The sequence below is a fragment of the Pseudomonas sp. GW821-FHT07F01 genome (genome assembly GCF_059418825.1).
Window position 1 is genome coordinate 137673 of the sequence record NZ_JBWKQO010000007.1, and the last position, 26472, is coordinate 164144.

Annotated in this window: 24 protein-coding genes, 3 tRNA genes and 1 pseudogene; 25 read left to right on the plus strand and 3 right to left on the minus strand. The window is 59.8% G+C overall.

All coding sequences use genetic code 11. The features are described from left to right. Positions 1-17: 17 nt before the first annotated feature. Complete coding sequence (locus AC07R1_RS25695; protein WP_011059194.1) at positions 18-422, plus strand: hypothetical protein; 405 nt, start codon at positions 18-20, stop codon at positions 420-422. Positions 423-434: 12 nt separating this feature from the next. Here the strand turns inward: AC07R1_RS25695 and AC07R1_RS25700 are convergent, their stop codons facing one another. Beyond that, positions 435-743: a YhbY family RNA-binding protein gene (locus AC07R1_RS25700; protein WP_015634115.1), complete on the minus strand. Its 309-nt coding sequence runs from the start codon at positions 741-743 to the stop codon at positions 435-437. A 104-nt stretch (positions 744-847) separates the two neighbouring features. Between AC07R1_RS25700 and rlmE the strand changes: the two genes are divergently transcribed. From rlmE to AC07R1_RS25790, 18 genes are all read left to right on the plus strand, one after another. Beyond that, a complete protein-coding gene (rlmE, locus tag AC07R1_RS25705; RefSeq protein ID WP_011059196.1) occupies positions 848-1477 on the plus strand; it encodes a 23S rRNA (uridine(2552)-2'-O)-methyltransferase RlmE in 630 nt (209 codons plus the stop codon). Between the two features lie 201 nt (positions 1478-1678). Then, positions 1679-3583, plus strand: coding sequence for an ATP-dependent zinc metalloprotease FtsH (gene ftsH, locus AC07R1_RS25710; protein WP_011059197.1), 1905 nt, complete (start codon positions 1679-1681; stop codon positions 3581-3583). A gap of 8 nt (positions 3584-3591) precedes the next feature. Next, a complete protein-coding gene (gene folP / locus AC07R1_RS25715; RefSeq protein WP_495111086.1) occupies positions 3592-4443 on the plus strand; it encodes a dihydropteroate synthase in 852 nt (283 codons plus the stop codon). Between the two features lie 16 nt (positions 4444-4459). Then, positions 4460-5797 carry a phosphoglucosamine mutase gene (glmM, locus tag AC07R1_RS25720; protein WP_019095644.1) on the plus strand — a complete coding sequence of 446 codons (1338 nt, stop codon included), beginning with the start codon at positions 4460-4462 and terminating at the stop codon, positions 5795-5797. Positions 5798-5863: 66 nt separating this feature from the next. Further along, positions 5864-6619 carry a triose-phosphate isomerase gene (gene tpiA, locus AC07R1_RS25725; RefSeq protein ID WP_015634119.1) on the plus strand — a complete coding sequence of 252 codons (756 nt, stop codon included), beginning with the start codon at positions 5864-5866 and terminating at the stop codon, positions 6617-6619. Between the two features lie 4 nt (positions 6620-6623). After that, positions 6624-7007 (plus strand): preprotein translocase subunit SecG, encoded by a 384-nt coding sequence (gene secG / locus AC07R1_RS25730; RefSeq protein WP_015634120.1) that lies wholly within the window; start codon positions 6624-6626, stop codon positions 7005-7007. 29 nt (positions 7008-7036) lie between these two features. Beyond that, positions 7037-7122, plus strand: a tRNA-Leu gene (locus AC07R1_RS25735). A gap of 96 nt (positions 7123-7218) precedes the next feature. Further along, positions 7219-7295 (plus strand) — tRNA-Met (locus AC07R1_RS25740). Between the two features lie 130 nt (positions 7296-7425). Continuing rightward, a complete protein-coding gene (gene rimP / locus AC07R1_RS25745) occupies positions 7426-7884 on the plus strand; it encodes a ribosome maturation factor RimP (RefSeq protein WP_041120545.1) in 459 nt (152 codons plus the stop codon). A gap of 47 nt (positions 7885-7931) precedes the next feature. Continuing rightward, positions 7932-9413, plus strand: a complete 1482-nt coding sequence (gene nusA / locus AC07R1_RS25750) for a transcription termination factor NusA (protein ID WP_011059201.1) — start codon at positions 7932-7934, stop codon at positions 9411-9413. Between the two features lie 27 nt (positions 9414-9440). Continuing rightward, on the plus strand, positions 9441-11957 hold the full coding sequence (infB, locus tag AC07R1_RS25755; protein ID WP_011059202.1) for a translation initiation factor IF-2: 2517 nt from the start codon (positions 9441-9443) through the stop codon (positions 11955-11957). Positions 11958-12116: 159 nt separating this feature from the next. After that, positions 12117-12518, plus strand: a complete 402-nt coding sequence (rbfA, locus tag AC07R1_RS25760; protein ID WP_011059203.1) for a 30S ribosome-binding factor RbfA — start codon at positions 12117-12119, stop codon at positions 12516-12518. Between the two features lie 3 nt (positions 12519-12521). Then, entirely contained in the window at positions 12522-13439 is a 918-nt protein-coding gene (gene truB / locus AC07R1_RS25765; protein WP_011059204.1) for a tRNA pseudouridine(55) synthase TruB, read from the plus strand. 115 nt (positions 13440-13554) lie between these two features. Beyond that, complete coding sequence (gene rpsO / locus AC07R1_RS25770; protein ID WP_011059205.1) at positions 13555-13824, plus strand: 30S ribosomal protein S15; 270 nt, start codon at positions 13555-13557, stop codon at positions 13822-13824. A 197-nt stretch (positions 13825-14021) separates the two neighbouring features. Beyond that, positions 14022-16127: a polyribonucleotide nucleotidyltransferase gene (gene pnp, locus AC07R1_RS25775; RefSeq protein WP_015634122.1), complete on the plus strand. Its 2106-nt coding sequence runs from the start codon at positions 14022-14024 to the stop codon at positions 16125-16127. 119 nt (positions 16128-16246) lie between these two features. After that, positions 16247-16322 (plus strand) — tRNA-Thr (locus AC07R1_RS25780). A gap of 424 nt (positions 16323-16746) precedes the next feature. After that, a complete protein-coding gene (locus AC07R1_RS25785) occupies positions 16747-17277 on the plus strand; it encodes a hypothetical protein (protein WP_123430067.1) in 531 nt (176 codons plus the stop codon). Between the two features lie 321 nt (positions 17278-17598). Then, on the plus strand, positions 17599-17895 hold the full coding sequence (locus AC07R1_RS25790) for a DUF6388 family protein (RefSeq protein WP_015634123.1): 297 nt from the start codon (positions 17599-17601) through the stop codon (positions 17893-17895). A 40-nt stretch (positions 17896-17935) separates the two neighbouring features. Here AC07R1_RS25790 and nadC read toward each other — a convergent pair whose 3' ends face one another. After that, positions 17936-18784, minus strand: coding sequence for a carboxylating nicotinate-nucleotide diphosphorylase (gene nadC / locus AC07R1_RS25795; protein ID WP_015634124.1), 849 nt, complete (start codon positions 18782-18784; stop codon positions 17936-17938). A 363-nt stretch (positions 18785-19147) separates the two neighbouring features. Here nadC and AC07R1_RS25800 point away from each other — a divergent pair, with 363 nt between their 5' ends. From AC07R1_RS25800 to AC07R1_RS25825, 6 genes and pseudogenes are all read left to right on the plus strand, one after another. Then, entirely contained in the window at positions 19148-21376 is a 2229-nt protein-coding gene (locus tag AC07R1_RS25800; RefSeq protein ID WP_053149016.1) for a DUF1631 domain-containing protein, read from the plus strand. 63 nt (positions 21377-21439) lie between these two features. After that, positions 21440-22000, plus strand: a complete 561-nt coding sequence (ampD, locus tag AC07R1_RS25805) for a 1,6-anhydro-N-acetylmuramyl-L-alanine amidase AmpD (RefSeq protein ID WP_011059210.1) — start codon at positions 21440-21442, stop codon at positions 21998-22000. Further along, positions 21997-22833, plus strand: coding sequence for a regulatory signaling modulator protein AmpE (gene ampE / locus AC07R1_RS25810; protein ID WP_011059211.1), 837 nt, complete (start codon positions 21997-21999; stop codon positions 22831-22833). Before ampD ends, ampE begins: the two co-directional genes overlap by 4 nt. 1231 nt (positions 22834-24064) lie before the next feature. Continuing rightward, positions 24065-24268, plus strand: a pseudogene (locus AC07R1_RS25815) (HAMP domain-containing protein); the annotation flags it as partial. A 153-nt stretch (positions 24269-24421) separates the two neighbouring features. Continuing rightward, positions 24422-25126 carry a methyl-accepting chemotaxis protein gene (locus tag AC07R1_RS25820; protein WP_404940408.1) on the plus strand — a complete coding sequence of 235 codons (705 nt, stop codon included), beginning with the start codon at positions 24422-24424 and terminating at the stop codon, positions 25124-25126. Between the two features lie 196 nt (positions 25127-25322). Next, positions 25323-25694 (plus strand): hypothetical protein, encoded by a 372-nt coding sequence (locus AC07R1_RS25825; RefSeq protein ID WP_019095647.1) that lies wholly within the window; start codon positions 25323-25325, stop codon positions 25692-25694. On the opposite strand, the gene AC07R1_RS25830 is transcribed toward AC07R1_RS25825, so the two are convergent. Further along, positions 25680-26471, minus strand: coding sequence for a TatD family hydrolase (locus AC07R1_RS25830; RefSeq protein WP_220223697.1), 792 nt, complete (start codon positions 26469-26471; stop codon positions 25680-25682). The two genes, AC07R1_RS25825 and AC07R1_RS25830, sit on opposite strands and share 15 nt — an antisense overlap. Position 26472: the final 1 nt, after the last annotated feature.

Genomic DNA, 26472 nt, shown 5'->3' on the forward strand with positions numbered 1-26472 from the left:
CGCTGCACGCGGGCGCCATGCTTTGGCAGCTGGCCCAGATGTTGTGGGTCGGCGGCTTGTGGTTGTTGCATCTCGGCTTGCTGCCCGCCCTGGGGCAGATTGGCCTTGCCCCCTTGCTGATCGAAGAAATCTCGTCACTGCTCAGTGCGTTGCTGGTAGGTTTTTCGGCGGCGTGCCTGGTCCTGCAGATACTGGTATTGATCCAGTCCGAAGGGCTGAGGAGCTTGTGGCGGGATATTCGGGGGCAACTGCTATTGATGGCGATGTATGCGTGTGCGATGTATTTCGTCGTACGCATCTTGTTGCCGGAAGCTCAGCGCTGGCAGTTGTTCAGCTATCTGGTCCTGGGTTTTTCCGGGCTGGTACTGGTGTTGCAGCCAGTGCCAGGATGGGGTGGCAGGGTGCGCCAGGCACACCCTTGACCCGAGTCGACGTCAGTGGAAACGATGGACGTTCGACAATTGCTTGTTTACCTTGGCGTTCTTGCGGTAGATCAGCGCCATCTTGCCGATGACCTGCACCAGATCCGCTTTGCCGGCCTTGCACAATTGGGCAATGGCTTCCAGGCGCGACTCGCGCTCGAGGATGTTGAGCTTGATCTTGATCAGCTCGTGATCGCTCAAGGCGCGTTCAAGTTCGGCTAATACACCTTCGGTCAAACCGTTGTCAGCCACAGTCAATACTGGTTTCAGATGGTGGCCAATGGATTTGTACTGTTTCTTCTGCTCTTGAGTGAGCGGCATAATCTGACCCCTGCGTCTGATCTTGTAAAAAGCGGCGGCCAGTTTACCCGAGCGAGTCCGGGACCGCCCAGTTAATCACGACCCGTTTTATTTTGAGGTGGCCCGTGGCCCGTTCCAAAACTAGCCATAACTGGCTGAAAGAGCACTTCAACGACCCATTCGTCAAAATGGCGCAAAAAGATGGGTACCGTTCCCGTGCCAGCTACAAACTGCTGGAGATCCAGGAAAAGGACCGCCTTATCCGTCCTGGCATGAGTGTGATCGACCTGGGGGCCGCCCCGGGTGGCTGGTCGCAGGTGACCAGTCGTCTGATTGGTGGCCAGGGGCGCCTGATTGCCTCGGACATTCTGGAAATGGACAGCATTCCCGATGTGACCTTTATTCAAGGGGACTTCACTGAGGATGCAGTACTGGCGCAGATCCTCGAGGCGGTCGGAAATTCTGAAGTTGACCTTGTGATTTCCGATATGGCCCCCAATATGAGTGGGTTAGCAGCCGTGGATATGCCGCGAGCGATGTTCCTGTGCGAGTTGGCGCTGGATCTTGCTGGTCGGGTCTTGCGTCCAGGTGGTGATTTTCTGATCAAGATCTTCCAGGGGGAAGGCTTCGATGAGTACCACAAGAGCGTGCGGCAGATGTTCGAGAAAGTGCAGATGCGCAAACCGTCATCATCCCGTGACCGTTCTCGGGAGCAATACCTGCTGGGGCGCGGCTTCCGTGGTCGTAGTGAGTAAGTAAGAGTTTTGACTGGGGTGATAGGATTTTCGTATTTCGCCCCGTCAGATTAAGCGCATATTGTGTAGTCTAAGTTTCACATAGGGTTACAGACAGCGCCTGCCAGAGCTGTAGGTAATGTAGTAAGTTAGGCCGGTGAATATCATGCGAAGCGCGCGCCAGTAGCGGAGCTTGCTTCAGAGGGTAGTTAATTGAACGACATGGCAAAGAATCTGATCCTGTGGTTGATCATCGCCGCCGTCCTGGTGACGGTGATGAACAACTTCTCCAGCCCTAACGAGCCGCAGACCCTCAACTATTCCGACTTCATCCAGCAAGTTAAGGATGGCAAGGTCGAGCGCGTAGCGGTTGATGGCTACGTGATTACCGGCAAGCGCAACGATGGCGACAGCTTCAAGACCATTCGTCCTGCCATTCAGGACAATGGCCTGATCGGCGACCTGGTGGACAACCACGTGGTGGTCGAAGGCAAGCAGCCTGAACAGCAAAGCATCTGGACTCAACTGCTGGTGGCCAGCTTCCCGATCCTGGTGATCATCGCGGTGTTCATGTTCTTCATGCGCCAGATGCAGGGTGGTGCCGGAGGCAAGGGCGGGCCGATGAGTTTCGGCAAGAGCAAGGCGCGCTTGCTGTCTGAAGATCAGGTGAAAACTACCTTGGCTGACGTTGCCGGTTGCGACGAGGCCAAGGAAGAAGTAGGTGAGTTGGTTGAATTCCTCCGTGACCCAGGCAAGTTCCAGCGTCTGGGCGGTCGTATTCCTCGCGGCGTGTTGATGGTGGGGCCACCAGGTACCGGTAAGACGTTGCTGGCCAAAGCCATCGCTGGTGAAGCCAAGGTGCCGTTCTTCACCATTTCCGGTTCCGACTTCGTCGAGATGTTCGTCGGGGTGGGTGCCAGCCGCGTCCGTGACATGTTCGAGCAAGCCAAGAAGCATGCTCCTTGCATTATCTTCATCGACGAGATCGACGCCGTCGGTCGTCACCGTGGCGCCGGCATGGGCGGCGGTCATGATGAGCGTGAGCAGACCCTCAACCAGTTGCTGGTTGAGATGGATGGCTTCGAAATGAACGACGGCATCATCGTGATCGCCGCGACCAACCGTCCTGACGTACTGGACCCGGCCTTGCTGCGTCCGGGCCGTTTCGACCGTCAGGTCGTGGTTGGCCTGCCGGACATTCGCGGTCGCGAACAGATTCTCAAGGTGCACATGCGTAAAGTGCCAATGGGCGACGACGTCGCACCTGCGGTAATCGCCCGCGGTACCCCGGGTTTCTCCGGTGCCGACCTGGCGAACCTGGTCAACGAGGCCTCGCTGTTTGCGGCGCGTACCGGCAAGCGCATCGTTGAAATGAAGGAATTCGAACTGGCCAAGGACAAGATCATGATGGGCGCGGAGCGCAAATCCATGGTCATGTCCGAAAAAGAGAAGCAGAACACGGCTTATCACGAAGCTGGCCACGCCATTGTTGGTCGTGTCGTGCCCGAGCATGACCCGGTCTACAAGGTGTCGATCATTCCTCGCGGCCGGGCCTTGGGTGTCACCATGTTCCTGCCGGAAGAAGATCGTTACAGCCTCTCCAAGCGTGCCTTGATCAGCCAGATCTGCTCGCTCTACGGCGGTCGTATCGCCGAAGAAATGACCCTTGGCTTCGACGGCGTGACCACCGGCGCCTCCAACGACATCATGCGTGCCAGCCAGATCGCGCGGAACATGGTGACCAAATGGGGGCTTTCCGAGAAGCTTGGTCCGCTGATGTATGCCGAAGAAGAGGGTGAGGTGTTCCTGGGGCGCAGCGCGGGTAGCCAGCATGCGAGCCTGTCTGCGGAAACGGCGAAACTGATCGACTCCGAGGTGCGCAGCATCATCGATCAGTGCTACGGCACCGCCAAGCAGATCCTGACGGACAACCGCGACAAGCTGGACGCCATGGCAGACGCCCTGATGAAGTACGAAACCATCGACGCCGATCAGATCGACGACATCATGGCAGGGCGTACTCCACGCGAACCTCGTGATTGGGAGGGCGGCTCGGGTACTCCTCCTCCAGTAGTGCAGAATGAGCGTCCGGAAACACCCATTGGCGGCCCAGCAGCCGACCACTAAGGTTTTAAATGACTTCTGTTCCTTCCTCCACCCGGTTGCCTTGCGGCAACCGGGTTCTTGATTTGGCCCATGCACATGTCATGGGCATCTTGAATGTAACTCCCGACTCCTTCTCTGATGGTGGCCGCTTCAGCCAGCTTGATCTGGCTTTGCAGCATGCCGAGGCCATGGTTGCGGCCGGTGCTACGCTGATTGATGTCGGTGGCGAATCCACTCGCCCGGGTGCCCGTGCGGTATCGCCGCTGGAGGAGTTGGAGCGAGTCGCGCCTGTGGTCGAGCGCATCCACCGTGAGTTGGATGTGATCATTTCTGTTGATACCTCGACACCGGCGGTGATGCGTGAAACCGCTCGCCTCGGCGCAGGGCTGATCAATGACGTTCGTTCATTGCGCCGGGAGGGTGCCCTGGATGCGGCGGCGGCCACTGGCTTGCCGGTGTGTCTGATGCACATGCTGGGTGAGCCCGGTGATATGCAGGACAACCCGCATTATCAGGACGTGACCCGAGAGGTTGCCGAGTTCCTGGTTGAGCGCATGGCCCAGTGTGCGTCAGTGGGCATCGGTCCAGAGCGGATTGTGCTCGATCCGGGCTTTGGCTTTGCCAAGACCCTGCAACACAACCTGAGCCTGTTCAAGCATATGGATGCCTTGCATGCACTTGGGCACCCGTTGTTGGTTGGGGTGTCGCGCAAGAGCATGATTGGCCAGGCCTTGAATCGCCCCGTAGGTGAGCGATTGCACGGCAGTCTGGCGCTAGCGGCCCTGGCAGTGGCCAAGGGCGCGAAAATTATCCGTGTCCATGATGTCGCCGAGACCGTGGATGTGGTGCGAATGATTGCGGCAGTGGAATCCGCCGAATAAGAATGATGGAGTACTTATGACTAAAAAATACTTTGGCACCGACGGCATCCGCGGCCGTGTAGGCGAATTCCCGATCACTCCTGATTTCATGCTCAAGCTCGGCTGGGCCGCCGGCATGGCATTTCGCAGCATGGGCGCCTGCCGCGTGCTGGTGGGCAAGGACACGCGTATCTCCGGGTACATGTTCGAGTCTGCACTGGAGGCCGGGTTGTCTGCAGCCGGTGCCGATGTGATGCTCCTGGGACCGATGCCGACTCCGGCCATTGCTTACCTGACGCGTACCTTCCATGCGGAGGCGGGCATCGTTATCAGTGCCTCGCACAATCCTCATGATGACAACGGCATCAAGTTCTTCTCGGGCGAAGGCACCAAACTGCCTGACGAGGTCGAGCTGATGATCGAGGAGTTGCTGGATGCGCCGATGACCGTGGTGGAGTCGAGCAAGCTCGGCAAGGTTTCGCGGATCAACGACGCTTCAGGGCGTTATATCGAATTCTGCAAAAGCAGCGTGCCTTCCAGCACCAGCTTCGCTGGTTTGAAAGTTGTTCTCGACTGCGCTCATGGTGCGACCTACAAGGTGGCGCCAAGCGTGTTCCGCGAGTTGGGGGCGCAGGTCACTGTGCTGTCCGCGCAACCCAATGGCTTGAACATCAACGAAAACTGCGGCTCGACCCACATGGGCCAATTGCAGGCGGCTGTCCTGGCCGAGCATGCGGACCTGGGGATCGCCTTTGATGGCGACGGTGACCGGGTGCTGATGGTCGATCAGACTGGCGCGATCGTGGATGGTGATGAGTTGCTGTTCATCATCGCTCGCGACCTGCATGAGCGTGACAAGCTGCAAGGCGGCGTGGTCGGAACGCTCATGAGCAACCTGGGGCTGGAACTGGCCCTGGCGGACTTGGGTATCCCCTTTGTCCGGGCCAACGTCGGTGACCGTTATGTGATCGCCGAGCTGCTGGAGCGCAATTGGCTGGTAGGTGGCGAAAACTCCGGGCACATCGTGTGCTTCCGTCATGCTACTACCGGGGATGCGATCATTGCCGCGCTGCAGGTGCTGATGGCGCTCAAGGCTCGTGGTGAAAGCCTGGCCCAGTCCCGTCAGGGGCTGCGCAAGTGTCCTCAGGTGCTGGTCAATGTGCGCTTTGGCGGCGGTGAGAACCCGGTCGAGCATCCTGCGGTGAAAGAGGCTTGCGAGCGTGTCACGGCCGCTATGGCTGGGCGTGGTCGGGTTCTGTTGCGCAAGTCGGGTACTGAGCCTCTGGTGCGCGTGATGGTTGAAGGCGACGACGAAGCTCAGGTTCGCGCTTACGCCGAAGAGCTGGCGAAACTGGTTGCTGAAGTTTCTGCCTGATTTCGGCTTGCCAGTGTTGTTTTGGTTGGGTAACATCTGCGCCCACTTTGACCGACGAGGTACAGCATGCGTCGCCCTATGGTAGCTGGTAACTGGAAGATGCACGGTACCCGCGCCAGCGTCGCTGAGCTGATCAACGGCCTTCGTCATCTGGCCTTGCCAAGCGGTGTTGATGTCGCGGTATTCCCGCCTTGCTTGCATATCAATCAAGTGATTGATGGCTTGAAGGGTAAGTCGATTCAGGTCGGCGCGCAGAACTCCGCGGTGGAATCCATGCAAGGTGCATTGACGGGCGAGATCGCCCCGAGTCAGTTGGTGGATGCAGGTTGTTCCCTGGTGCTGGTTGGGCACTCCGAGCGCCGCCTGATCATGGGTGAGCGTGACGCGACTCTCAATCGCAAGTTCGCAGCGGCGCAGGCCTGTGGCTTGAAGCCGGTTCTGTGTGTAGGGGAGACCCTCGAGCAGCGCGAAGCCGGGAAGACTCTAGAGGTTGTCGGGCGTCAGCTGGGCAGCATCATCGAAGAGTTGGGTGTTGGTGCGTTCGCCAATGCTGTTATCGCTTACGAGCCGGTCTGGGCCATTGGTACCGGGCTGACTGCGACACCGCAACAGGCGCAGGATGTGCACGCAGCTATCCGCGCGCAGTTGGCGGCAGAAAATTCTGAAGTGGCGCGAGGTGTGCGGCTTCTATACGGCGGCAGCGTGAAGGCGGCCAATGCGGTCGAACTGTTCGGCATGCCGGATATCGATGGGGGGCTCATTGGTGGGGCTTCCCTGAATGCAGATGAGTTCGGTGCGATCTGTCGCGCCGCGGGAAACTGAAAAAATGCTGGAAACAGTCGTAGTCGTTTTTCATCTGCTGGGTGCCCTGGGCGTAGTTGCTCTGGTTTTGCTGCAGCAGGGTAAAGGTGCGGATGCTGGCGCGTCTTTCGGTGCAGGTGCTTCAAATACTGTGTTCGGAAGCCAAGGTTCCTCTACCTTTCTTAGTAAGTTTACTGCTATACTTGCCGCCGGTTTCTTCATAACCAGCTTGGGGTTAGGTTACTTTGCTAAAGAGAAAGCTCACCAGCTGACTCAAGTAGGTTTGCCAGATCCAGCAGTGCTTGAAGTACCAAAGCAAAAACCGGCTTCTGATGATGTCCCGGTGCTCCAAGAGCAAAAGTCGGCCAACAGCGCGACTGACGTACCTCCAGCTCCAGAGCAGAAGTAAGAAGAGTTTCACGCAGTAACGTAGTCTATGCCGAGGTGGTGGAATTGGTAGACACGCAACCTTGAGGTGGTTGTGCCCATAGGGTGTAGGGGTTCGAGTCCCCTTCTCGGTACCAATTATCAGGAGAGCCCGCTGTTGCGGGCTTTCTTGTAGGTGGAAGGTTACATTGACCCAAAAAGGGATCAGTCGTATACTTCCGCCCCAGCTTTGTCGCGGGGTGGAGCAGTCTGGTAGCTCGTCGGGCTCATAACCCGAAGGTCGTCGGTTCAAATCCGGCCCCCGCAACCAGTTTTAGCGGAGCCCCTTTTCAGGGGCTTTTTGTTAGCTGGACACTTTACAACGCCGCTATTCAACGGCGTTTCCGGGATGGGCGCTTCGCCCATTTTTTATTTGCACAAGCATGCACGAGGGGGTTCAGGTGTCGAGCAAGCTAGAACAGTTGCAGGCCTTGTTGGCCCCGGTGGTCGTGGCCCTTGGCTATGAATGCTGGGGTATTGAGTTTTCGGCTCAGGGTCGCCACTCATTGTTGCGCGTTTATATCGATAAAGAAGGCGGCGTGCTGGTGGACGATTGCGCCATCGTCAGCCGTCAGATCAGTGGTGTTCTCGACGTAGAAGATCCGATCTCCGTTGAATACACCCTTGAAGTTTCCTCTCCTGGCATGGAACGCCCACTGTTCACTCTTGAACAGTTTGCCAAGTATGTCGGTGAGCAAGTGAAGATCAAACTGCGCTCGCCCTTCGAAGGTCGGCGTAATTTTCAGGGCCTTCTCCGCGGGGTGGAGGAACAGGATGTCGTGGTGCAAGTGGATGACCATGAGTTCCTGTTGCCGATCGATATGATCGACAAGGCCAACATAATTCCCAGTTTTGACTGAGACGCGGATCCCGCGGATCCAATGGCTTGCGAAAGGCGAGGCGTACGATGAGCAAAGAAGTACTGCTGGTTGTTGAGTCGGTATCCAATGAAAAGGGTGTACCGGCAAGCGTAATTTTTGAAGCGCTGGAGCTGGCCCTGGCCACTGCTACCAAGAAGCGTTTTGAGGACGAAGTAGACCTGCGTGTGGAAATCAATCGCCACACCGGTTCCTACGAAACTTTCCGTCGCTGGACGGTGGTCGAAGAAGCCGACCTGGATGATCCAGCGGTCGAGACCTGGTTGAGCAAGGCTCGCGAAACCCATCCCGACGCCAAAGTCGGTGATGTGATCGAAGAAAAGATCGAATCCATCGAGTTCGGCCGCATCGCTGCCCAGACCGCCAAGCAGGTCATCGTGCAGAAGGTTCGCGAAGCCGAGCGCGCACAGGTAGTTGATGCCTATCGCGAGCGCCTGGGGGAAATCATCTCCGGCACCGTGAAAAAAGTGACACGTGACAACGTGATCGTCGACCTGGGTAACAACGCCGAGGCGTTGCTGGCCCGTGAAGACATCATCTCCCGTGAGACTTTCCGGGTTGGCGTGCGCCTGCGCGCGCTGCTCAAGGAAATCCGCACCGAGAACCGCGGCCCGCAGCTGATCCTGTCGCGTACCGCGCCGGAAATGCTGATCGAGCTGTTCCGTATCGAAGTGCCGGAAATTGCCGAAGGCCTGATCGAAGTAATGGCCGCCTCCCGTGATCCGGGTTCGCGGGCCAAGATCGCAGTTCGCTCCAAGGACAAGCGCATCGACCCGCAGGGCGCGTGCATTGGTATGCGCGGTTCGCGCGTCCAGGCCGTTTCCGGTGAGTTGGGTGGCGAGCGTGTGGATATCGTCCTGTGGGATGAGAACCCGGCGCAGTTCGTGATCAACGCCATGTCGCCGGCCGAAGTCGCGGCAATTATCGTCGACGAAGATGCCCATGCCATGGACATCGCCGTTGGCGCAGACAATCTGGCTCAAGCCATCGGTCGTGGTGGTCAGAACGTGCGTCTGGCCAGCCAACTGACTGGCTGGACCCTGAACGTGATGACCGAATCGGACATCCAGGCCAAGCAGCAAGCAGAAACCGGCGACATCCTGCGCAATTTCATCGACGAGCTGGAAGTCGATGAAGAACTGGCACAGGTTCTGGTTGATGAAGGCTTCACCAGCCTGGAAGAGATTGCCTACGTACCGCTGGAAGAAATGCTCAACATCGACGGCTTTGACGAAGACATCGTCAACGAGCTTCGCGCTCGGGCCAAGGATCGCTTGTTGACTAAAGCCATCGCTACTGAGGAAAAGCTGGCAGACGCCCATCCGGCCGAAGACCTGCTCTCGCTTGAGGGTATGGACAAGGATTTGGCGATGGAACTGGCGGTGCGCGGCGTAATTACCCGCGAAGACCTGGCCGAGCAGTCTATTGACGACCTGCTCGACATCGACGGCATTGACGATGATCGTGCCGGCAAGTTGATCATGGCCGCCCGAGCCCACTGGTTCGAGTAATTAGGCGCGGCCTGAGGAGAGAAGTGCATGACGCAAGTCACGGTGAAACAACTGGCCGATGAGGTCAAAACACCGGTAGAGCGCCTGCTGCAGCAGATGCGTGAGGCAGGTCTGCCGCACACCGCCGCCGAGGAACATGTGAGCGACAGTGAGAAGCAGTCGTTGCTGACTCACCTGAAAAGCAGCCACAAGGCGAAAGTGGAAGAACCACGCAAAATTACTTTGCAGCGCAAGACCACCAGCACCCTGCGGGTTGCTGGCAGCAAGAGCATCAGCGTTGAAGTGCGCAAGAAGAAAGTCTTCGTACAGCGCAGCCCGGAAGAAATCGAAGCCGAGCGTCAACGCGAACTGGAAGAACGTCGCGCAGTAGAAAATGCTGCTCGTCAGAAGGCTGAAGAAGAAGCCAAGCGTCGCGCCGAAGAAGAAGCGCGTCGCCAGCCTGCTCCGGTTGCCGAGCCGGTTGCTGCGCAAGCAGCAGCTCCTGCTCCAGCGCCTGTAGTCGAGCCTGTGCAGGAAGCTCCGGTGGCCACTGCGGCTCCAGCAGCTGACGCGCGCAAGAAAGACGAACAGCGTCGTCCGGACAAGACCCGCAACGACGACAACCGTCGTGGCGGCGATGGCGAGCGCAAAAATGCTCCGCATCGTGCTTCGGTCAAGGAAAAGGCGCCAGCTCCGCGCGTTGCCCCACGTACCACCGACGAAGAAAGCGATGGCTTCCGTCGTGGTGGTCGCGGCAAGGCCAAGCTGAAGAAACGCAATGCTCACGGTTTCCAGAGCCCAACCGGGCCAGTGGTACGTGACGTGCAGATCGGCGAGACCATCACTGTGGGCGAACTGGCCCAGCAGATGTCGGTCAAGGCTGCCGAAGTCATCAAGTTCATGTTCAAGCTGGGTACTCCAGCCACCATCAACCAGGTTCTGGACCAGGAAACTGCCCAGCTGGTTGCTGAAGAACTGGGCCACAAAGTGACCCTGGTCAGCGACACCGCCCTGGAAGATTCCCTGGCCGAGTCCCTGAAGTTCGAAGGTGAAGCGGTTGCCCGTGCGCCGGTCGTGACCGTAATGGGCCACGTTGACCACGGTAAGACCTCGTTGCTGGACTACATCCGTCGCGCCAAAGTGGCCGCGGGCGAGGCCGGCGGCATCACCCAGCACATCGGTGCCTACCACGTAGAAACCGAGCGCGGCATGGTCACCTTCCTCGACACCCCAGGTCACGCCGCGTTTACCGCCATGCGTGCCCGTGGTGCCAAGGCCACCGACATCGTGATCCTGGTGGTTGCAGCGGACGACGGCGTGATGCCGCAGACCGTTGAAGCCGTTCAGCACGCACAAGCTGCCGGCGTTCCGCTGGTGGTTGCGGTGAACAAGATCGACAAGCCGGGCGCCGACCTGGACCGTATCCGCAGTGAGCTTTCGGTTCACGGCGTGACGTCCGAAGACTGGGGTGGTGATACTCCATTCGTACCGGTCTCCGCAAAAATGGGTACCGGTGTCGACGACCTGCTGGAAGCTGTTCTGCTGCAGGCCGAAGTCCTGGAACTCAAGGCGACTCCTTCGGCCCCGGGCCGTGGTGTCGTGGTCGAGTCCCGCCTCGACAAGGGCCGCGGCCCGGTAGCTACCGTGCTGGTTCAGGACGGTACGCTGCGTCAAGGCGACATGGTGCTGGTCGGCTCGAACTATGGCCGCGTGCGCGCCATGCTCGACGAGAACGGCAAGCCAATCAAGGAAGCCGGTCCTTCCATTCCGGTCGAGATCCTCGGCCTGGACGGTACTCCGGACGCTGGCGACGAGATGAGCGTGGTTGCCGACGAGAAGAAAGCCCGTGAAGTGGCTCTGTTCCGCCAAGGCAAGTTCCGCGAGGTCAAGCTGGCCCGTGCTCACGCCGGCAAGCTGGAGAACATCTTCGAAAGCATGGGTCAGGAAGAGAAGAAGACGCTCAACATCGTCCTCAAATCCGACGTCCGTGGTTCGCTGGAAGCTCTGCAAGGCGCTCTGAACGGCCTGGGCAACGACGAAGTGCAAGTGCGCGTAGTGGGTGGCGGCGTCGGTGGTATCACCGAAAGCGACGCCAACCTGGCACTGGCCTCCAACGCTGTACTGTTCGGCTTCAACGTGCGTGCCGATGCCGGCGCACGGAAGATCGTCGAGCAGGAAGGTCTGGATATGCGTTACTACAACGTGATCTACGACATCATCGAAGACGTCAAGAAAGCCCTGACCGGTATGCTGGGCAGCGACGTTCGGGAGAACATCCTGGGTGTTGCCGAAGTTCGCGACGTGTTCCGCTCGCCGAAGTTTGGCGCGATCGCCGGTTGCATGGTCATCGAAGGTGTCGTGCACCGTAACCGTCCAATCCGCGTACTGCGTGAAGACATCGTTATCTTCGAGGGCGAGCTGGAATCCCTGCGCCGCTTCAAGGATGACGCCTCTGAAGTACGTGCCGGCATGGAATGCGGTATCGGCGTGAAGAGCTACAACGACGTCAAAGTCGGCGACAAGATCGAAGTCTTCGAGAAGGTCCAGGTTGCTCGCAGCCTCTAACTCGCGCACTTCAAGAGCCCTGATGGCCGCTCGCATGCAAATGCACGGCGCCCTCGGCGGCCTCTAAACGCAACGCCCGGTCTGGCTTCTGCCAGGCCGGGCGTTTGCCGCTTTCAGACCACACGGGTTTCACCGTGAGGCAGTAACAGGTAACAAGACATGGCAAAAGAATACAGCCGTACCCAACGTATCGGTGATCAGATGCAGCGCGAACTGGCGCAACTGATCCGTCGTGAAGTCAAGGATCCACGCGTCGGCCTGGTGACCATCACCGCCGTGGAAGTCAGCCGCGACGTCGGCCACGCGAAGATCTTCATCACCGTGATGGGCCAGGAAAACGCCGAGCAAATCGCCCAGAGCATCAAGGTGCTGAACTCGGCGGCAGGTTTCCTGCGCATGCAATTGGCCAAGGAAATGAAGCTGCGCAGCGTGCCGCAACTGCACTTCCATTACGACGAGAGCGTGGCCCGCGGGGCGCACCTGTCGGCCCTGATCGAGCGTGCCGTGGCTGAAGACAGCCAGCATGGCGACGCGCCTGCCCCTGAAGACGCCAAGGAGTAAGCGGTGGCTCAGGTCAAGCGTATCCGTCGTAACGTCAGCGGCATCATCCTCCTGGACAAGCCGCTGGGCTTCACTTCCAACGCGGCGCTGCAGAAGGTCCGTTGGCTGCTCAACGCCGAGAAGGCCGGCCACACCGGTAGCCTCGACCCCCTGGCCACCGGCGTTTTGCCGCTGTGCTTTGGCGAGGCCACCAAGTTCTCGCAATACCTGCTCGATTCCGACAAGGGTTACGAAACCCTGGCTCAGTTGGGCAAGACCACCACCACCGCGGACGCTGAAGGCGAAGTTTTGCAGACCCGCGAAGTGACCGTTGGTCGTGCCGATATCGAGGCGGTATTGCCGGAATTTCGTGGCGAAATCAAGCAGATACCGCCGATGTACTCGGCCCTCAAACGCGATGGCCAGCCACTCTACAAACTGGCTCGTGCAGGGGAAGTGGTGGAGCGCGAACCGCGTTCTGTTACTATTGCGCGCTTGGAATTGCTCGCCTTCGAAGGTGACACTGCTCGCCTGGCGGTGGACTGCAGCAAAGGCACCTATATCCGCACCCTGGTGGAAGATATCGGTGAAAAGCTCGGCTGTGGTGCCTACGTTGCAGAACTGCGACGGACCCAGGCCGGACCTTTCAGCCTGGCGCAGACGGTCACCCTGGAAGAGCTTGAAGCAGTGCACGCCGAAGGCGGCAACGAAGCGGTAGACCGCTTCCTGATGCCATCGGACAGCGGTCTGCTGGATTGGCCGCTGCTGCAGTTCTCGGAGCACAGCGCGTTCTACTGGCTCAATGGCCAGCCGGTACGTGCCCCGGATGCACCGAAGTTCGGCATGGTGCGGGTACAGGATCACAACGGTCGCTTCATTGGTATCGGTGAAGTGAGCGAAGACGGGCGCATCGCGCCGCGTCGACTGATTCGGTCAGAATGACCGGACGAGGGTGGCTGTTAACAGGCACGGTCACTACTCATTTATAGATACAGGGATTTGTCCCTGGCCTGTTGAAACTGTTCTTGAACAGTTTCCTGATATAAGGATTGCCCACATGGCACTCAGCGTTGAAGAAAAAGCTCAGATCGTAACCGACTACCAGCAAGCTGTTGGTGACACTGGTTCGCCAGAAGTGCAAGTTGCACTGCTGACCGCCAACATCAACAAACTGCAAGGTCACTTCAAAGCCAACGGTAAAGACCACCACTCCCGTCGTGGCCTGATCCGCATGGTAAACCAGCGTCGTAAGCTGCTGGACTACCTGAAAGGCAAGGACCTGAGCCGTTACAGCACCCTGATCGGTCGTCTGGGTCTGCGTCGCTAATCAGCGATTGCGCTATGAGGTTGGTTGTTTGCCATGCGTCAGCGGTTTTTCCGCCGGCGTATGGCAGGCTTCCAGCCTCAAGTTTTATCTGCTGCACTGTTTTACCTGGACAATAAAGGCTGGGCCGATTCCCCGCATTGCCCAAGAATTTCGCAAGAATCAAGTTTCCCCAAGAGCCACAAAGAAGGTAGGACACCGTGAACCCGGTAATCAAAAAATTCCAGTTCGGTCAGTCGACCGTAACCCTCGAGACTGGCCGTATCGCCCGTCAGGCCTCCGGCGCAGTATTGGTCACCGTTGACGACGACGTCAGCGTATTGGTGACCGTGGTTGGCGCCAAGCAAGCCGATCCAGGCAAGGGCTTCTTCCCTCTGTCTGTTCACTACCAGGAAAAGACTTACGCTGCCGGTAAGATCCCTGGCGGTTTCTTCAAGCGCGAAGGCCGTCCTTCCGAGAAAGAAACCCTGACCTCGCGTCTGATCGACCGTCCGATCCGCCCTCTGTTCCCAGAAGGCTTCATGAACGAAGTGCAGGTTGTCTGCACCGTGGTTTCCACCAGCAAGAAGACCGATCCGGACATCGCTGCGATGATCGGTACCTCGGCTGCCCTGGCGATCTCCGGCATTCCTTTCGACGGCCCGATCGGCGCCGCTCGTGTGGCTTTCCACGAAAGCACCGGCTACTTGCTGAACCCGACCTACGAGCAGCTGGCTGCTTCGAGCCTGGACATGGTCGTGGCCGGTACCGAAGAAGCCGTACTGATGGTTGAATCGGAAGCCAAAGAGCTGACCGAAGACCAGATGCTGGGCGCTGTACTGTTCGCCCACGACGAATTCCAGTCGGTGATCAAGGCTGTCAAAGAACTGGCCGCCGAAGCTGCCAAGCCTACCTGGGACTGGGCTGCTGCCCCAGAAGCCACCGAACTGCTGGGCGCTATCCGTGCCGAGTTCGGCGAAGCCATCTCCCAGGCTTACACCATCACCGTCAAGGCCGACCGTTACGCTCGCCTGGGCGAGCTGAAAGACCAGGTGGTCGCCAAGCTCTCCGGTGAAGAAGGCCAGCCTTCGGCGTCCGACGTCAAAGCCGCTTTCGGCGAGATCGAATACCGCACCGTTCGCGAAAACATCGTCAACGGCAAGCCACGTATCGACGGCCGCGACACTCGCACCGTACGTCCGCTGAACATTGAAGTCGGCGTACTGCCCAAGACTCACGGTTCGGCCCTGTTCACCCGTGGCGAAACCCAGGCCCTGGTGGTTGCGACCCTGGGTACTGCCCGTGACGCACAGCTGCTGGACACCCTGGAAGGCGAGAAGAAAGACCCCTTCATGCTGCACTACAACTTCCCTCCGTTCTCGGTGGGCGAGTGTGGTCGCATGGGCGGCGCTGGTCGTCGTGAAATCGGTCACGGCCGTCTGGCCCGTCGTTCGGTCCAGGCCATGCTGCCAGCCGCCGACGTGTTCCCTTACACCATCCGCGTAGTATCGGAAATCACCGAGTCCAACGGTTCCAGCTCCATGGCTTCCGTGTGCGGTGCTTCCCTGGCGCTGATGGACGCTGGTGTACCAATGAAGGCGCCGGTTGCCGGTATCGCCATGGGCCTGGTCAAGGAAGGCGAGAAGTTCGCAGTCCTGACCGACATCCTGGGTGACGAAGACCACCTGGGCGACATGGACTTCAAGGTCGCCGGTACCGCCAAAGGCGTCACCGCGCTGCAGATGGACATCAAGATCAAGGGCATCACCGAAGAGATCATGGAGATCGCCCTGGGCCAGGCCCTGGAAGCTCGCCTGAACATCCTCGGTCAGATGAACCAGATCATCGGTCAGTCCCGTACCGAGCTGTCGGCCAACGCTCCGACCATGATCGCGATGAAGATCGACACCGACAAGATCCGTGACGTCATCGGTAAAGGCGGCGCCACCATCCGCGCGATCTGTGAAGAAACCAAGGCTTCGATCGACATCGAAGACGACGGCTCGATCAAGATCTTCGGCGAAACCAAGGAAGCTGCAGAGGCCGCGCGTCAGCGCGTTCTGGGCATCACCGCGGAAGCCGAGATCGGCAAGATCTACGTCGGCAAGGTTGAGCGCATCGTTGACTTCGGTGCCTTCGTCAACATCCTGCCGGGCAAGGACGGTCTGGTGCACATCTCCATGCTGAGCGACGCTCGCGTTGAGAAAGTCACCGACATCCTGAAAGAAGGCCAGGAAGTGGAAGTGCTGGTACTGGACGTGGACAACCGCGGCCGTATCAAGCTGTCCATCAAAGACGTGGCAGCAGCCAAGGCTTCGGGCGTTTAATCACCCTTTAGCCTCACGCTGAACAAGCAGACGCCCCGACTGGTTCGGGGCGTTTTGCTATCTGCAATAAAAGCCGCTCGGTTGCCGGCCCGGGGCGCTGGTGCTAGGTTTTAGCCCACGCCGGTGTAGCTCAGTCGGTAGAGCAGCGCACTCGTAACGCGAAGGTCGCAGGTTCGATTCCTGTCTCCGGCACCACATTTCGGGTTGAGAGCAGTTTATGGCTGTCTAAACCCACCCTCCCAACAAAGTTCGCCAGGCTTTGAATAAGCGCCCTTGAAAGGCGGGAAACTACGAGGCACCCGCAAAAGTGTGCTGTGGAAGTTTCAGAGGTTCCCGGTGCTATTCAATTGGCGCTCCTATAGTTGTTTGTGGACGTGCGCGTCATTGTTTATGCGGATTTAGCAGCCAGAGAGACTTCTATCAACGAAGACTTTCCACGCCTGTACTCAGCATCCTGTACCGAGTTTTAAGCGGTTTGCTTGGGGTTATCTGGTTTCGGTGTTTTTGTGTCTGGACGAGGTTAGTGCCCAGTTGTTCACACCTGTGCGGGTCATGAACCGGGTGGTAGCAGCCAGGGGCATTGCGCATAATGACGCCCGCAAATCATGGAGTGACCGGTGTGAAGAAGTGGAAGCTGGCTTTGGTCGGCATAGTGTCGCTGTCCCTTGCAGCCTGTGAGAAAGGACCCTCTTATGAGTTTGAGGGGGAATATTTTGCCGCTGAAGGCGAAGACTGCACGACACCAACGAATACCAAAGACCTGGAGCAATATTTCTTAAGAATAACCAAGCAGGTACAGGGTGGAAGTGTGTTGTATTCCGCTGAGTTTCCTGCTGCTTCAAGGGCACGGCTGCCTGTTGTCAGCGCACAAAGCGTTTCACCAAACGATGATAATGAACTGACTTTCAATTTCACTGAGACCAAGGTGCCGGAGAGTCGTCCAGAGAGTCCGACATTGAATTTCGTAGTTACTGTCATCCCTAATCAAAGCAAGGAAGGGTATCTATGGCTGACTAGAGCCGGGATCCTCATAGCCAAGGATGGAGAAGTAAAGGAGTTCGATATTCTCGATAATCTAAGAAGGCTTATCGATGTCGGGCAGACAGGAGCTTGCTTGAGAAAAGGAACAGCTACGGCTGTGGGGTCCTAGCTCCGTAACCTGGTGAAACACCGGCATGAAATATCGCTGCGGCTGCATTTGCGAAACCTCGTTCTCTGAGGGTTCTGCCGGGCTGGCGTCTGCTGAAGGCTTGGAAAACCCGGAGTTTTTCTCCAATGGGTGCATCAGGTCATATAAATCGTGGACCAAAGGTCCTATATTCGGTCCCTGTCTGAGTACCAGCATGCTGTTTTCAGATGATCCAGAATGGTTCTGAAGGCCAGATAAATCGAAGTTCACAACGGTTTTTTGCGGCAGAGAGATCCCAACGATCCAGATCCATCTTCCATTCCCACGATCAGAGAGAACGAGATGATTCCTAAAGAGGCAAGAATCGACGTAGCGCTTGAAAGGTACCTGGCTGCCACGCCTTCCTTGCAAGAGGAAATCAGCGCCCTGAGCCCGGAAGAGCAGAAGCAGCAGGCGCAATGGGCGTTCGAGGACGAGGCGGAATCCCGCGGCATAGAGCCATGGGAACTGGTGCTCGATCTGGTGGCAGAAACACCGGAGGAACTGAAGGCCATGCGCCTGGAGGTGCATCAGGAAGTTGCTGAAGCGCTGGGCATGGACCTGGAGGACTATCTGCAGCTCAACGAGATCGACGGTTGAGCACGACGCCAGCCTGAACCAGGCTGGCGTTTTTCATGGCTCAGAGGCTCAAGCGCATGGACAGGTCCAGCGCTTTCACGTCCTTGGTCATGGCACCGATGGAAATGTAATCCACCCCGGTCTCGGCGATCGGGCGCAAGGTGCTTTCGTTGATCCCGCCACTGGCTTCCAGCTTGGCCTTGCCGGCGTTCAGGCGCACGGCCTCGCGCATGTCGTCCAGGCTCAGTTCGTCGAGCATGATGATGTCGGCTCCGGCGGCCAGGGCCTCCTTCAGTTCCTCCAGGCTTTCCACTTCCACTTCCACCGGCTTGCCCGGGGCGATCCTGTGGGCGGCGCTGATGGCCTGGGCGATACCGCCGCAGGCAGCGATATGGTTTTCCTTGATCAGGAAGGCGTCATACAGGCCGATGCGGTGGTTGTGGCAACCGCCGCAGGTGACCGCGTACTTCTGTGCCAGGCGCAGCCCCGGCAGGGTCTTGCGGGTATCCAGCAGCTTGACCTGGGTATCGGCGACAAAGTCCGCCAGGTACCGCGCGCGGGTGGCCACGCCGGACAGCAGTTGCAGAAAGTTCAGGGCACTGCGCTCGCCGGTGAGCAGCGAGCGGGCTGGGCCTTCGAGGTGGAAAAGCACCTGGTTGGGCACCACCCGCTCACCGTCGGCCACTTGCCAGTGCACAGCGACCCGCGGGTCCAGCTGGCGAAAGACCGCATCGACCCAGGCGGTGCCGGCGACTACCGCGGCTTCGCGGGTAATGATGGTGGCCTTGGCCAGACGTTCGGCCGGGATCAGTTGCGCGGTGATGTCGCCGCTGCCGATGTCTTCCAGCAACGCACGGCGCACGTTGGCTTCGATTTCGGCGGTCAGGTCGGCGAGGCGTAGATTCGGCATAACGGGCTCCACAAACAAAGTGCGCCGATTATAGGGCCAGGGGATCAGCGAACCCAAGGTGGCAAATGCCTGCAAGGCATTGGCGAACCTGTCCTGGATGGCTTTGTCTGATGAATAGGAGTGACTTTTCTTGAGTCGCTAGGGGTTATTTCGGAGGAGGCCACAGAGTCTGCTGGCGCAAGAGGGGACTTTTACAAGATAATATGACTTGTAATTGACGTCATAGCTTTGACGTGTCTTTGGCTTCCCCCTAAATGAAGTGCAGTGGAGTGCATGCGCCTCCGCTGAGAGCTGGCTGTGAGCGTCGTCGGCTCGACTGAATCTTGATCTCGAACCGAAGAAACACCTTTCCAGGAGGCTTGGATGCACAACGACGGGAATGTAGTGCCTTTGCACAAGGCCGCTACAGATCAGGCGACCGCTTCGCCGCTTGCCCGCCTGCCTGTGATTCTGCTTCAGGTCCGAGACAAGGCCGCCCAGCAATTGCGCCACGGCTTGCAGGAACTGTTCGATAACGCTGATGACACCCTGTTCGAAATGGCCGATCGGGCCCGCAACAACGTCGAGCAAAACACCCTCTTCGAAGCCATGCGCGACCTGCGGCTGAAGCGCAAGAGCATCGAGCGCGGTTTCCTGGAGGCGTTCTTCCAGGCTTTTGCCTGCCTGGTGCAGTATGACCCGGCCCTGGCCATTCCCCATGCCGTGGTCTACGACCCATCACTGGATCCGTCCCACGATGACCTGGAAAAGACCGTCGCGGTGGATGCCATGGTGGCCAAGGTGCTCAACCGTGATGGCTTCGCCCTGGGGCAGTTGACGGAGCGCCTGAGTGTGCTGCTGGGACGGCGCCTGGTGGATGGGGACAACCCCCTGGGGCCGGCGCTGCTCTGCGAGTATTTCCTCCAGGCCGGGCGCAGCCTGGGGGTGGAAATCAAGGTCAAGCTGATCATCCTCAAGTTGTTCGAGCGTTATGTGCTCAGCGATGCCGAACAACTCTATGCCGAAGCCAACCAACTGCTGATCGCCACCGGGATCCTGCCGGAACTGATGCCTGCTCCGGCCCGCCGGGCGGCCGATCGAGCCCAGGCCGAGGCCCGTGCGTCAGCGACCGAGGGGGGCACGGCGAAATCCAGCCAGTCGCAGCTCGACGAGAGCGTGCAGGAAGTTTTCGCCGCCCTGCAGACCCTGCTGTTTCATGTGCGTGGCAGCGTGGCGCCGACCCTGGAGGCCAGCGCCGAAACCCAGCCGATTTCCACCCGCGACCTCATGCGCCTGCTGTCGCACCTGCAGCAATACGTGCCGGCGCCCAGCGCCCAGGACGATTTCGACCTGCGCAACCAGTTGGAACAATTGCTGACCCGGGTCAGCGTCAAGAGCGGCAAATCCCGGGTGGTGGATGTGGCCGATGAAGACGTGATCAACCTGATCGCCATGCTCTTCGAATGCATTCTCGATGACCGCAACCTGCCCGACTCGCTCAAGGCGCTGATTGGCCGCCTGCAGATTCCCATGCTCAAGGTGGCGGTGCTGGACAAGAGTTTCTTCAGCCGCGGCAATCACCCGGCCCGCCGCCTGCTCAATGAGATCGCCGCTGCAGCCATGGGCTGGGGCGGTTGCGATGACCACCAGCGCGACAGTCTGTACCTGCGGATCGAGCAAGTGGTGCAACGCCTGCTCAGCGAGTTCAGCGATGACCCGGCGATCTTCTCCGAGCTGCTGGCGGACTTCCTGGCTTTCACTGCCGACGAGCGGCGTCGCGCCGAGTTGCTGGAGCAGCGTACCCGTGACGCCGAGGAAGGGCGGGCCAGGGCCGAGCTGGCCCGGCGCCGGGTAGAGCAGGCCCTGAATGACGCCCTGCTGGGCAAGGTGTTGCCGCAGAAGGTGGTGGATTTTGTCCGCGAAGCCTGGAGCCAGGTGATGCTGCTCAGTTGCCTCAAGCACGGCGACGACTCGCCAGAGTGGCAAACTGCGGAGCAGACCCTGCTGGAGCTGATCTGGAGCGTGCAGCGCCATGAACAGCCGGATACTGCCATGCGCTTGCTGGCGCTGGTGCCGGGGTTGCTCAAGGGCCTGCGCGAGGGTTTGAGCGCGGCGGCTTTCGATCCTTTCGCTACCAGCGAGTTCTTCAGCCAGCTGGAGCTCCTGCACTTGCAGGCATTCGAGCGCGAGGCTCAGGCCCCGCAACTGCAGGGTGCCGTACTGGAAGCAGACCCTGCACACATGATCGTGGTGGCCGAAGAGATTGTCCTGCCCAGTGCTGAAGAGGGCCCGCTGGAAGTCGCGCCGCTGGCGTTGCCGGCCAACGACCCCAGCGTGCAATGGGTGGATCAACTGCGGCTTGGGGCCTGGGTCGAATTCCTGGAGGACGAGGACAACACCCTGCGCTGCAAACTGGCGGCGATTGTTCCCCATCCGGTGGCCAAATACGTGTTCGTCAACCGCACCGGCATGAAAGTGCTGGAGCGTACGCGCATGGGCCTGGCCCTGGAGTTCCAGCGCGGCGCAGTGCGCGCCCTGGATGACACCCTGCTGTTCGACCGCGCCCTGGAATCGGTGATCGGCAACCTGCAGCGACTCAATCACGGCAAGTGATCGCAACCCGAGGGGATAACGCGGCATACTGGGCCACCCAAGGCTTTAGTTGAAGGAATCGGTATGCGGCTGGACCCTGCCACGGGGTGGTGTCATGGCGTACGGCATTGCCCGTCACCCAATTTCAATGAACGTCCGGCGGGCGAGATTTCCCTGCTGGTGATTCACAACATCAGCCTGCCGCCGGGGCAGTTCGGCACCGGCAAGGTGCAGGAATTCTTCCAGAATCGCCTTGATGTCACAGAGCATCCCTATTTTGCCGGGATCGCCGATCTGCGTGTTTCTGCGCATTTTCTGATCGAGCGTGACGGCGCCGTCACCCAATTCGTTTCCTGCCTGGATCGGGCCTGGCATGCCGGTGTCTCGAGTTTCCAGGGGCGTGAGACGTGCAACGACTTTTCCCTGGGCATCGAACTGGAAGGCACCGATGATCAGCCTTTCAGCGATGCTCAATATCACTCGTTGATCAGCCTGAGCAGGCAACTGCGGCGGGCCTTCAGCGACATCACGCCACAAAGGATCTGCGGGCATAGCGACATCGCGCCCGGGCGCAAGACCGACCCGGGCCCGGGATTCGACTGGGCACGCTTTCGTGCCGCCTTGGAGAAGGGGGAAGGACAATGAGTTTTCTGGTGTTGCTGTTGGCGGTGTGGATCGAGAAGTTCTCGGCCCTGCGCCAGCGGGTACAGCGTGATGGCTGGTGGCTGGGGGAATTGGCGCGTCTGGAGTCGAGCCCGCGTATGGCCGGGCATCCGTGGTGGTTGCTGATCGTCATGGTGTTGCTGCCGGTGGCGCTGCTCGGGCTGTTGCTGCTGGTGCTGGAGCCCATCGCCTATGGCTTGCTGGCGCTGCCGGTGCACCTGCTGGTGGTGATCTACGCCCTGGGTCGCGGCGATCTGCTGGGTGAGCTGGGCCCGTTCCGTGACGCCTGGCGGCGTGAGGATCTGCAAGCGGCAGCCCATGTCGCAGAACGTGACCTGGGCATCTGCGCCGAAAATGGCGAACAACTGCTGGAGCGAGTGCAGGGCCACCTGCTCTGGCAGGCCTTCCAGAGTTTCTTCGCGGTGATCTTCTGGTACTTCCTGCTGGGGCCGGTAGCGGCCCTGAGCTATCGCCTGCTGGCTCTCGCCGCCGAACATGGCAAGAACCCCGCCCTGGTCGAACGCGCGGGGCAGTTGCGACATGCCTTCGACTGGTTGCCGGTGCGCCTGCTGGCGGCGAGTTTTGCCCTGGTGGGCAACTTTGTCGCAGTCGGCCGGGTGATGCTCCACGAGTTGCTCAACTGGCATATCGGTGCCGCGCAGTTGGTGGAAAAGGTCGGCCTGGTGGCCGCGGAAATCCCGCCGCCGGAAGTCGGGCCCGAAGGTATCAACAGCCTGGATCGTATCTGGGAGCTGTTGTTGCGGGCGGCGGTGCTCTGGTACGCCGGCTTTGCCCTGTGGACCGTCCTGGCCTGAGGTGAGCAAGGGCTGGCCCCAACCGCCCACCGAGGTTTTTCTGGCGCAGCGCATCGCAGAGAGTGCGACGGCTGCGCCGTCGATCGGCAGCAAGCTCCCTCGCCACAGCCCGCGAGCTGTCCCCTGGATGCCGCGCTGGCGGTTAACTTTAAGTTACAAAACCTCCCACGAAATTGAGCTATACAGACGGAGCGCCGAATAGTGGCTATCTGCTGCCTTCGCCTGCCTGCCAATAACAATAAAAGAAAAGGGAGACTTCTTTGTGAAGAGCTTGCTCTATCCCGCTGTCGCGCTGATGAACCGCCTGAGCTTCGGCATGAAGTTCAGCCTGATCAGCGTGCTGTTCTTTCTACCCATGCTGGTGACCAACTTCTATCTGGTGCGCGACTCCTACCGCGAATTCCAGGGCACCCAGGTCGAACTGCAAAGCCTCGACCTGCTGGGCAGCAGCCTGGCCCTGCGCCGAGACCTGGAAACCCTCAATAACCTGGTGCAGATCAACGCCAGCCTCGGTCAGTCCGGCAAGGCAGGGGACCTGGAAGGCAAGATTGTGGCTCTGGAGAAATCCGTACTGGAACGCCTGCAGGCCTTGCAGGCGGTGACCACGGACCCACAGCAGGTGGAGGTCTTCAACGCCAAGCGCGATGAACTGATTGCCGCCTTCAAGACCCAGCAAGTGGAAAGCTCGCTGCTGAACAAAAGCGGCCTGATCGGCAAGTTGCTGGGCAGCGCGCAGTTGTTCAGCCAGATCATCGCCAGCCAGTCGGGCCTGAGTCGCGATGGCCAGGGTGACATTCGCCAGCTCAGCGAGCTGATCACCAGCGTCACCCCGCAGGTTACCCAGCTCCTCGGTGAAGGCCGGGCCATGGGCGCCTACTCCCTGGGCCAGGGGTTCCTCAATTCCTCGTCCAGCACGCGTTTCGACGAATTGCTGGTGCAGATCGAAAAGCTCCAGGCCGAATACGGGCTCAAGTTGCAGGATGCCCTGGGGGCCAGCCGCGCTGCCCACGATGCTCTCGACACGCTGGCCACGACCAGCAAGGGCAGCCTCAAGCAGGCCAGCGAGCTGTTCGAGGAGCAGGTGGTGATGGCCGATACCCTGGATGCGCCCTGGCAGGCCTTCTACGACCAGGTCAGCGGGCTGATGGCGCAGACTTACCAGCTCAATGAAGGCACCTTGAAATTCCTGGATGTCGAGTTGCAAAAGCGCCTGGAGCAGAATCGTCGCCACATGGTGCTGCTGGTGGCGGCCCTGGCCCTGGTGTTTCTCTCCATCGTCTACCTGTACGGCGGTTTCTACGCTTCCACCCGCACCACTCTGCGGCGCCTGGGGGCGATGATGGACAAGGTAGCGGCGGGGGACATGACCGTCAGCTTCACCGCCCACAGCCGCGACGAACTGGGGGAACTGGGCAGTGTGTTCAACGGCACCGTGCTGAAAATCCACGACCTGATCGAGCGGGTTGGCCACACCGTCAGTGAGGTGGAACGCCAGGCCGGGCAGGTGCAGAGTGTATCGGCCCAGAGCAATCAGGCCGTGGCTGGCCAGCGCACCCAGATCGAGCAAGTGGCCACGGCGATGAACCAGATGTCCGCCACCTCCCAGGAAGTGGCTCGCAGCGCCGCGGCGGCGGTCAGCAGCGCCCACAGCGTGAATGACGAAACCATCAGCGGCCGCGGGCTGGTGGAATCCCAGCAGGGCAGCATCGCCCGGCTGGCCAGCGAGATCGACCAGTCGGTGCTGGTGATCAACCAGCTGGCCAGCGACAGCCAGTCCATCAGCCGGGTCCTGGAGGTGATCAAGAGCATCGCCGAGCAGACCAACCTGCTGGCCCTCAACGCGGCCATCGAGGCGGCGCGCGCCGGTGAGCAGGGGCGGGGCTTTGCGGTGGTGGCCGATGAAGTGCGGACCCTGGCCAAACGCACCCAGCAGTCCACCGAGGAGATCGAGGACATGATCGGCAAGCTCCACGGTGGCGTCAGCGCGGCGGTCAAGGCCATGGGCAGCAGCCACGCCATGGCCAACGGTACGGTGGACCAGTCGGAAAAGGTCCAGCAGGCGTTGGAAAATATCCTTGGGGCGGTAGGCATGATCGTCGATCAGAACCAGCAAATCGCCGCGGCCGTGGAGCAGCAGACCGCGGTGGCCCACGACATCGACCAGAACATCGTCGAGATCAATCGTGCCGGTGAGCGCACTGCCGAGGGCGCGCACCAGACCGAGGATGCCAGCCGGCAGTTGTCGGCCCAGGTGGTGCAACTGAAGCAATTGATCGGCGCTTTCCGCGTCTGAGCAACGTGCACCGGCTCTCGGCGAGGCCCCGGAAACCAGGGGCTTCGCTGCTTTGCATACAATCGGTAGTAAATGAATGCTTTGTTTGTCGCGTGTTTCCTGTTTTCCTGCGCGTCTGATTTTTCAGCCCCGGTGATCCCGCAGGCTGTTCGACCAGTTGGCCATGTGCCTAGCATGGCCCTGAGGAAATACGTTGATGACTGCCACTTCTGGAATCCAGGGCCGTTGCGCCCATTGCCAGACCCTCCTTGAACTCGAACCCTGGCAACTCAATGCCATGGCGTTGCAGGAAGCCTTCAACTGCAACCATTGCCACAAACCGCTGAAGCTCAGTTGCCCCGAACAGATCAAACGCCTCAGGTCCCTGGGCTCGCTGGCCACCCTGCGCGCGACCATGATCGTGCTGTGTGCCACGGTGATATTGGTGACACTGGTGCTGGAGTGGGTCGGGCTGGTAAGCCTGGCTCAGCAACTGAGCGTTTCGGCATTGATGCTGGTGAGTTACCTGTTGGTGATGATGGCTGCTCGCCGGCGTCAGCGCCGACCGTTGCAGCTACAGGCCGGCTGAAGGCCAGCCGAACAGCTCGCAGGCGTTGCGGGTGCTGGCGCTGGCCAGTTGCTCGGGCGTGATGCCGATGATCTGCGCCAGGGCGGCGCAGATGGCCGGCAGGTGCTGGGGGCTGTTGCGCTGGCCGGGAAACATGGCAGGCGCCATGTCCGGCGAGTCGGTTTCCAGCACCAGGGCGTGCAGCGGCAGCTCGGCGATCACCTTGCGCAGGCGCAGGGCCTGCGGCCAGGTCGCGGCGCCCCCCAGACCCAGCTTGAACCCCAGCTTGAGGTATTCCCGGGCTTCCTCGCGGCTGCCGGCGAAGGCGTGGATAATGCCGCCACGCTTGAGCTTGAAGCGCTTCAGGCTGGCGATCACCGCCGCGTGGCTGCGCCGGACATGAAGCAGGGCGGGCAACTGAAAATCTGCCGCCAGCTGCAATTGCGCTTCGAAGAGTGCCTGTTGGCGCTCGCGATCCAGGTGCGCAAGAAAGTAGTCCAGGCCGATCTCGCCCACCGCGCACAGTTGCGGGTGCCCTGCCAGCCGGGTCAGCCAGTCACCCAGTTGCTGGAGATGTTCCGGGCGGTGATCGTCCAGGTACACCGGGTGCAGGCCAAAGGCCGCGTACAACTGCGAGTCGCTTTGCACCAGATCCCAGAGCCGCTGCCAATTGGCCTGATAGACCCCCAGCACCACCATTCGCGAGACGCCCAGGGCGCGGCTGTCTGCCAGCAGCGCCCCGCGATCGGCATCGAAATCCGCGAAATCCAGATGGGTGTGGCTGTCGATCAGCTCCACG

Coding starts and splice junctions, on each gene's coding strand:
- AC07R1_RS25695 (WP_011059194.1), top strand. CDS start 18: ATGCTTTGGCAGCTGGCCCAGATGTTGTGGGTCGGCGGCTTGTGGTTG.
- AC07R1_RS25700 (WP_015634115.1), bottom strand. CDS start 743: ATGCCGCTCACTCAAGAGCAGAAGAAACAGTACAAATCCATTGGCCAC.
- ftsH (WP_011059197.1), top strand. CDS start 1,679: ATGGCAAAGAATCTGATCCTGTGGTTGATCATCGCCGCCGTCCTGGTG.
- folP (WP_495111086.1), top strand. CDS start 3,592: ATGACTTCTGTTCCTTCCTCCACCCGGTTGCCTTGCGGCAACCGGGTT.
- glmM (WP_019095644.1), top strand. CDS start 4,460: ATGACTAAAAAATACTTTGGCACCGACGGCATCCGCGGCCGTGTAGGC.
- tpiA (WP_015634119.1), top strand. CDS start 5,864: ATGCGTCGCCCTATGGTAGCTGGTAACTGGAAGATGCACGGTACCCGC.
- secG (WP_015634120.1), top strand. CDS start 6,624: ATGCTGGAAACAGTCGTAGTCGTTTTTCATCTGCTGGGTGCCCTGGGC.
- nusA (WP_011059201.1), top strand. CDS start 7,932: ATGAGCAAAGAAGTACTGCTGGTTGTTGAGTCGGTATCCAATGAAAAG.
- infB (WP_011059202.1), top strand. CDS start 9,441: ATGACGCAAGTCACGGTGAAACAACTGGCCGATGAGGTCAAAACACCG.
- rbfA (WP_011059203.1), top strand. CDS start 12,117: ATGGCAAAAGAATACAGCCGTACCCAACGTATCGGTGATCAGATGCAG.
- rpsO (WP_011059205.1), top strand. CDS start 13,555: ATGGCACTCAGCGTTGAAGAAAAAGCTCAGATCGTAACCGACTACCAG.
- AC07R1_RS25790 (WP_015634123.1), top strand. CDS start 17,599: ATGATTCCTAAAGAGGCAAGAATCGACGTAGCGCTTGAAAGGTACCTG.
- nadC (WP_015634124.1), bottom strand. CDS start 18,784: ATGCCGAATCTACGCCTCGCCGACCTGACCGCCGAAATCGAAGCCAAC.
- AC07R1_RS25800 (WP_053149016.1), top strand. CDS start 19,148: ATGCACAACGACGGGAATGTAGTGCCTTTGCACAAGGCCGCTACAGAT.
- ampD (WP_011059210.1), top strand. CDS start 21,440: ATGCGGCTGGACCCTGCCACGGGGTGGTGTCATGGCGTACGGCATTGC.
- ampE (WP_011059211.1), top strand. CDS start 21,997: ATGAGTTTTCTGGTGTTGCTGTTGGCGGTGTGGATCGAGAAGTTCTCG.
- AC07R1_RS25820 (WP_404940408.1), top strand. CDS start 24,422: ATGTCCGCCACCTCCCAGGAAGTGGCTCGCAGCGCCGCGGCGGCGGTC.
- AC07R1_RS25825 (WP_019095647.1), top strand. CDS start 25,323: ATGACTGCCACTTCTGGAATCCAGGGCCGTTGCGCCCATTGCCAGACC.